Source organism: Spirosoma profusum (assembly GCF_014699005.1).
GTDB lineage: Bacteria > Bacteroidota > Bacteroidia > Cytophagales > Spirosomataceae > Spirosoma > Spirosoma profusum.
In genome coordinates this window covers 130664-137291 of the sequence record NZ_JACWZY010000025.1, presented here as the reverse complement: position 1 = coordinate 137291, position 6628 = coordinate 130664, and the positions used below count along the sequence as shown (strand labels likewise).

General features: G+C 45.6%; 4 protein-coding genes. 2 read left to right on the top strand and 2 right to left on the bottom strand.

Translation table 11 applies throughout. The features are described from left to right. Positions 1 to 136 precede the first annotated feature (136 nt). A complete protein-coding gene (locus IC229_RS24815; protein ID WP_223834177.1) occupies positions 137 to 2455 on the bottom strand; it encodes a DUF5703 domain-containing protein in 2319 nt (772 codons plus the stop codon). Between the two features lie 274 nt (positions 2456 to 2729). On the opposite strand from IC229_RS24815, the gene IC229_RS24810 reads away from it, so the two are divergent. Next, positions 2730 to 4274, top strand: a complete 1545-nt coding sequence (locus IC229_RS24810) for an MGH1-like glycoside hydrolase domain-containing protein (RefSeq protein WP_190889984.1) — start codon at positions 2730 to 2732, stop codon at positions 4272 to 4274. 384 nt (positions 4275 to 4658) lie between these two features. Here IC229_RS24810 and IC229_RS24805 read toward each other — a convergent pair whose 3' ends face one another. Then, entirely contained in the window at positions 4659 to 5546 is an 888-nt protein-coding gene (locus tag IC229_RS24805) for an AraC family transcriptional regulator (protein WP_190889983.1), read from the bottom strand. A 375-nt stretch (positions 5547 to 5921) separates the two neighbouring features. On the opposite strand from IC229_RS24805, the gene IC229_RS24800 reads away from it, so the two are divergent. Then, positions 5922 to 6575: a DUF3826 domain-containing protein gene (locus IC229_RS24800; RefSeq protein WP_190889981.1), complete on the top strand. Its 654-nt coding sequence runs from the start codon at positions 5922 to 5924 to the stop codon at positions 6573 to 6575. Positions 6576 to 6628: the final 53 nt, after the last annotated feature.

Below are 6628 nucleotides of genomic sequence, written 5' to 3'. Positions count from 1 at the left end.
AACAGGTACTCAATGTATTCACGTTTTGCAATCATACGCCTAAACTCTCAAATTTCATTCATAAGCGAAAGTCCTAACTTTATTAAGCGTGAATTAATCTGTTTCAGTGAACCACCTGTGAATGAGTATTAAAAGGCTATTTCAACAGATTCACAATATCATTCCGCCTAGATTCGGGCGTTACCAGCAGCGATTCGAGTTTGCCGTTTTTCAGTACAGCCTCGATGGTGGTGTTGTAGGGCGCGTGAAGCTTAACGTGTACGTCCCAGTTTTTGGGCCAGGCCGGAAAAAGGTAAATCGTCCGACCATCAGCTTGCAGCAGCATTTCCTGTAAACCAATCATTCCTGATCCACCCCAGTTATGATCGGGTGTCCAGTCGTATCCCGGCCCCCAGAAAGTCGGAAACCGGCGACCGGAATTTCCCAATTTCAGCAACGTCAGGCGGGCTGCTTCATCGGTCAGGCCGAGCCGAGCTGCGAAAATATTGTCCTGCTTCCAGCCTACGTGGCTACGGAATTTTAAGGCATCGGTATCATAGCGATACGTATTGATGGCCGTATCTAATCCGGCTTTGCCGAGTCCATAAATTCCCCACGGAAAAACCGGATAGAGTTGGGGCGTTTCTACGTTATTGATACGTTCCCAGAGCCTGGCCGGCGCAATAGTCGGATGACCATCAAACGACCGAAAACTGATCGGCGGAATCCGACTCAACATGGCTTTCCAGGCTTCCCGTTTTTGCGTTGTCAGATACGTATCGGGGAGTTCTAACAAACGTATCAGCACGGTACGTAGCGCCGAGATGGTTGAAGACGGGTTATAAGCCATCTTGTAGGTTTCGGCGGCTGAGCCCGGATACAAAATCAGTTTTTTATCGCCGTCCAGCGCTTTGCTACCCCGTTTTTTGGCCAGATACTGGTAGTGTTCATCGAAGAATGTCAGACAACTTTCCACGAACGGAACGTAGTGCGAGATATCCTGCCCCGCGTACCGTTCCGTTTCCAGCATCATCAGGCAAAACTCCAGCACCGTATCCCACTCATATTCCAGCCATGCGTTGTATTCCATGCCTTTATCATAGCCAACCGGACGTTTGGTGCCGTATTCCGCGAAATTAGGCAGGCCAAAATTCTCGATCTGTTCGGTAAAACTGGCTCCCTTATGCTGCCAGTAAACTGCCGTTCGTAGCTCTGCATTTTTGAGGATATTCAGGTAAAAATCGAACTGAGGTTTCATCAGCGACCAGTCGCCACTTTTCAGCATCGGCCAGTATACTAATCGCTGGTTTTGCGCCGTATGAATGCCCCCACCCCAGTTGCGGAAGTCGGGCGTGTAGGTCATTGTCGAATCCGTTAACGACGGATCATACGTAAAGAGGCCGCCATTAAACTTAGTCGGGTATTTACCGAAAGCGTTGCAACCCAGCATGTACCGAAACAACTGATAGTTTCGAGCCACTTGCCATTCTGGAGAATTTGGGGGAGTCGTTACGTAAATAAAACTCTTCGTCCAGAAGTCATTCCACCAGCTTTGCGTTTTCTGTTGTGCCGTTTTCGCTACGTCAGCTGCTTCTTTCTTTACGTTTTCCAGCCCCCGTTGCCAATTTTCAATTTGTGCGGCTTTTTCCGTATGCAGCTGAATAAGAATCGAATGTGCTCTGGCAGCTTTCGTACTGGTCAATTTCCAACCCTGAAAATTAGTATCTAAATACCGGCCTTGATACGTTCCAGCTGGTTTCATGTTTGTACCCGATAAACTTCCCCCAAACGTCAGATCAGTTAACGGATTGAAGAGGTGCGATTTGACGCTATCCAATCCCTGTTGCTGCACCGTTACGTCGAAAGCGCTACGTTCCGCCCCATTTCGATGATAAAAGACCACATCATCACCACTGAATTGAATCGCATCCTTCAGCGTTTTGACTTCATCAGGAGGTGCCCCTCCAGGCCGGGCCCACTTATAGGAATTCGCATTGTTTTCTTTCCCGTTTGTTACGTGGTCAACGTAGCGCCAGCTTTCAAAAGCGGCTTCGGCACGTAGCGCTTTATCACTCGATACGTCAACATGAACAACCGGCCTGAACACATCGACCCAAACCGTAATCGCTGCTAAAGCTCCTGATCGGGAACCGCTGATGGTAATATGGCCTTTGTTGAGTATCAATTCCTGCCGGAACGTAGCACCTTCATCGAACGGATTGGGCGACAGTTTGAGCCGAATGCGCCCCAGTTTCAGGAGTGTATTGTTGTGATCGAACGTACCGCTACGTGATACGTAGATGAGCAAAGCGCCCTTCTCAACCCAGACGTTCAGGCCAATATCTCCACCGCCACAGGGCATCGATTCTGATGAATTTTTGCTTTGACTCGTCCATACTACGTTATATTGATCAATAGCGGCTGGCTGGGCAAAACCACTACGTATACTACTGATAAATAGAAGATTGGTGAGCAAAAGAAAAATCCTGAAGCGACCAGATACACGATATAAGACGGAACGTAGCAAGGCTAAAATGGTATAATTAAGAGAGAAAATAGTAGAGCGTATGAGCAAATTTAGAGAGTAAATTTGTGAAGCTGGGCTTGTAAACGTTAGAGCTGTTTAACCTTTTGAGGTAACGAACTTTTGTCATGCTGAGTCGGACCGCCGAAGCATGACAAAAACGCTACCCAGGAGAAGTTAAACAAGCTCTCGAAAGTACTGACGCTTTAGAACGTAGCAATTATCAATGAACTTCCGATTTCTTTTCTTCTTCACCGTCGGCCTTTTGCACGTAACAGTCTGCTCCGCTCAGACTGCTAAAGTCCTGTCAACCGATAAGTTGAAAAACTACGTAAGCTACTTCAACTCCATCGATGAAGAAGCGGTCAAAAACTACGTACCAAACGATCAATCAGCAGACTGGCTTGCCAAAAACATTCCACTTTTCGACTGTCCCGATACGTTGTTGAACAAAGTTTATTACTATCGCTGGTGGGCATTTCGAAAACACCTGAAACAAACGCCCGAGGGATTCATCTTCACGGAATTCATCACGAACGTGAATCATGCTGGCAAGTACAACGCGGTCAGCAGCGCCCTGGGGCATCACATCTACGAAGGTCGGTGGCTGCACAATCAAACGTATATCAACGATTACATTTCGTTCTGGCTCTACGTCGATCCGAAGCATACGGCTCAGCGTTTTCACGGTTTCAGCAGTTGGGTCGATGATGCGGTGTATAATCGATACCTCGTCAATCTCGACAAGCCGTTTATTCAGAAAAATCTGCCCGCTCTGGATGCGGATTACCGCAAATGGCAGCAGGAGAAGCAGTTACCTTCGGGTCTGTTCTGGCAGTTTGACGTGCGCGATGCGATGGAGGAGTCGATCAGTGGTTCGCGGAAAGAGAAAAACCGGCGTCCTACCATCAACAGCTACATGTACGGCAATGCCAAAGCGTTGGCAACAATGGCGGATTTGGTCGGAAACGATACGCTCCAGCGCCGATATCAGCAACAGGCAGCCGAACTAAAAAAGCTGACGATAGACAGTTTGTGGAACAAAGACAACTCGTTTTTTGAAGTCAAACACCCAAACAGTGCCTTCGCCAACGTTCGCGAAGCCATCGGATTTATTCCCTGGTATTTCAACCTGCCTGATGATACGCCAGAATATGCCCAACAATGGAACCAGCTAACCGATACTACTGGTTTCAACGCGCCCTGGGGCATTACCACCGCCGAACGTCGGCATCCGCAATTTCGCACACACGGTTCCGGGCACGGTTGCGAGTGGGATGGCGCTGTCTGGCCTTTTGCCACCACTCAAACGCTGAAAGGTCTGTCCAATTTGCTGACTGATTACAAAAATCAGGGTCGTATGAACAAGTCGATTTTTTATTATGAACTACTGAAATACGCCCGGTCACACACCATGAACGGAAAGATTTATCTGGGTGAGTATCAGGACGAAAAAACGGGCGAATGGCTGAAAGGCGATAATCCAAGAAGTAAATTTTACAACCATTCCGGTTTCGCGGATTTAATTATCAACGACCTGATTGGTCTAAAACCCCGTACTGACAACGTATTGGAAATTCATCCGCTGATTCCTGACAAGCAATGGGATTGGTTTTGCCTGGACAACGTATTATATCATGGCAAAATCCTGACCATTTTATACGACAAAACCGGGAAAAAGTACGGCAAAGGAAAAGGCTTTATCGTCCTCGCGGATGGAAAGCAGATCGTTAAACGTAGCAAGCTGGAGTCGGTGAGGGCGGGACTTTAACGTAATGAAATGTTACGCTCTGCTACGAGAAGTTGTTACTTTATTAAAAAATCTTGTCTAATTAGATCACACAATAACAAATTCAGAGTCTGACCGGTTATATTGTAACTGATTTACGATTTAATGTGTAAAAATACGCGAGTACAGACATTAATAGATTAAGCTTAAAACGAAAAGCTATGTTATTTATCGACCAGTACTTAGCCCCAATTATGATAGTGCTTTCGGTACTAAGTTACTTTGTGGGCCTTACCGTTGGAGTCCTGAGCATCTTTGCATTACTCAAGTATCTTAGGAAATAATCATTTTGAGTATATGCTGGACTTCTGCACAGTTAACAGCTAAGCTCTTTTAAGAACTTGGCAATTGCAATAGTAAAACCCATTACGCCAGCACCCGACCTTTCTTCAAATATTGCCGTTTGTATTCCAACGGTGTCAGGCCTGTTACTTTTTTAAAATGGCGGTAGAAATTCGATACGTTATTAAAACCACAATCGAAACAAATCACTTCAGTCGGTATCTTATCTTCAATCAATGCCCGACAAGCGTGACTAATACGTATCTCAATCAGAAAATCGTAATACGTTTTATTGGTCATTAGTTTAAAATAGCGACAAAACGACGTAACGCTCAGGTTACTGATGGCCGAAATCTCCTCCAGCGTAATATCCTGTTTATAATTCGTCAGCGTGTAATTGCAGACCTTATTTAAACGTAACGTATCCGATTCGTTCGACTGGTAAAAAACGGCCTGTCCATTCACAATGAGTTCGTATTCATCGGTTTCGGCCAGCGTTTTCAGGATGGAAAGCAGAATAAGAATTTTATCAAGATTAGTTGCTTCGATGGCCCGCTGCATCAATTCGGCCAGTTTTTCATTCGCCTTCCCGCTGATTACCATCCCACTTTTAGCCCGTTCAAAAAGCCTTGGTAACAGGTACGCTTCGGGCAGCTTCAGCAAATGGTCACCTAAACAGTTCGGCAGAAAATGAATGACAATGATTTCGATGTTTAGATTAGGCTCGTTCTTAAAATACTCGTCCGCACTACGCCAGGTATGCGGTAAATTCTCACCGACCAGTACGATTTCGCCGGGCGAGAAATTGCTGATCTTATCGCCAATAAACCGAACGCCTTCTCCTTTGATAATATAGTGCAGCTCAAGTTCAGGATGGTAATGCCAGATGTTCTTGAAATGCGGCAGAATGTCATGCCGTGCCGTATACGAGGTCTCCAGATTGGCAGTTACTCTTCGGAATAAAGGTTTCATAGCGGGCTTCGGATTCGAATTTCAAGTTTCAGGTTTCAAGTTCAAGGTTAGCTGAGGCATGAACTGTTGACGCGTCAGCTAACCTTGAATTTGAAACCTTGAACCTGAAACAATATTATCTCTACAAATCTAAACGAAATATCATTGATTATTCCTATTTCGGCGATGATAATTTCCTATAATAAATTGACAAAAAAATGCAGTTGTTGCCCTAAAATGTACTATATTTTTGTATGATGTTATAGAATAGTCTTGTTTAATCCCGGTTTTGTCTGCTTTTAGCCCACCCCCATTGAAGATTCTTGACAAAACCAGCCCTCAGTGAACAGTCCGTTTAGTATTTGATATAAAAGTGGCTTTAACCCTGAATTATCGATGAATCGTACACTGAAAAATTACCTGCTTGGCCCCCTTCTACTCCTCATTGGAACAGGGCTTTCATTTGGTCAGGAGCAGTCCAATGAAGGTAAAGAAGCAGCCTATACACGGGTTGTCAATGAACGGGCGGCTAAGATTGTAGCGACGCTCGGAATTACCGATGCCACAACGACTGATAAGGTTCAGCAACTCATAGCGCAGCAATACCGGAACCTGAATGACATTCACGAAAATCGAAAATCGGCTCTGGCTAATCTGACCGATAAAACCGAAAAAGAGACTGTCGAAAAAGAAGCCAGTACGAAGCTAACAGCCCTGCATAACAATTTTCTGACTAGTCTGGGCCAGGCACTAAATCCGCAGCAAATTGATCAGGTAAAAGATGGAATGACGTATGGCGTAGTACCCATCACGTTTAAAGGCTATCAGGCTATGTTGCCCGACCTGACCGATGCGCAAAAAACGCAGATTTTAGCCTGGTTGACTGAAGCCCGCGAACGGGCCATGGACGAAGGCACATCGAAAGAAAAACACGCCATGTTTGGCAAATACAAAGGACGTATCAATAACTACCTGTCGGCGGCTGGCATCGATATGAAAAAGGCCAGCAAAGAATGGGAAGAACGTATCGCCCGCGAAAAATCGAAATAACGTAGCATTCACCTGACTAATCCTGAACCATAGACCTTTCTGCCTTAACTTTT

What these genes read in the sequence shown, in the direction of transcription:
- IC229_RS24810 (WP_190889984.1), top strand. Translation starts at nt 2,730, where the DNA reads ATGAACTTCCGATTTCTTTTCTTCTTCACCGTCGGCCTTTTGCACGTA.
- IC229_RS24805 (WP_190889983.1), bottom strand. Translation starts at nt 5,546, where the DNA reads ATGAAACCTTTATTCCGAAGAGTAACTGCCAATCTGGAGACCTCGTAT.
- IC229_RS24800 (WP_190889981.1), top strand. Translation starts at nt 5,922, where the DNA reads ATGAATCGTACACTGAAAAATTACCTGCTTGGCCCCCTTCTACTCCTC.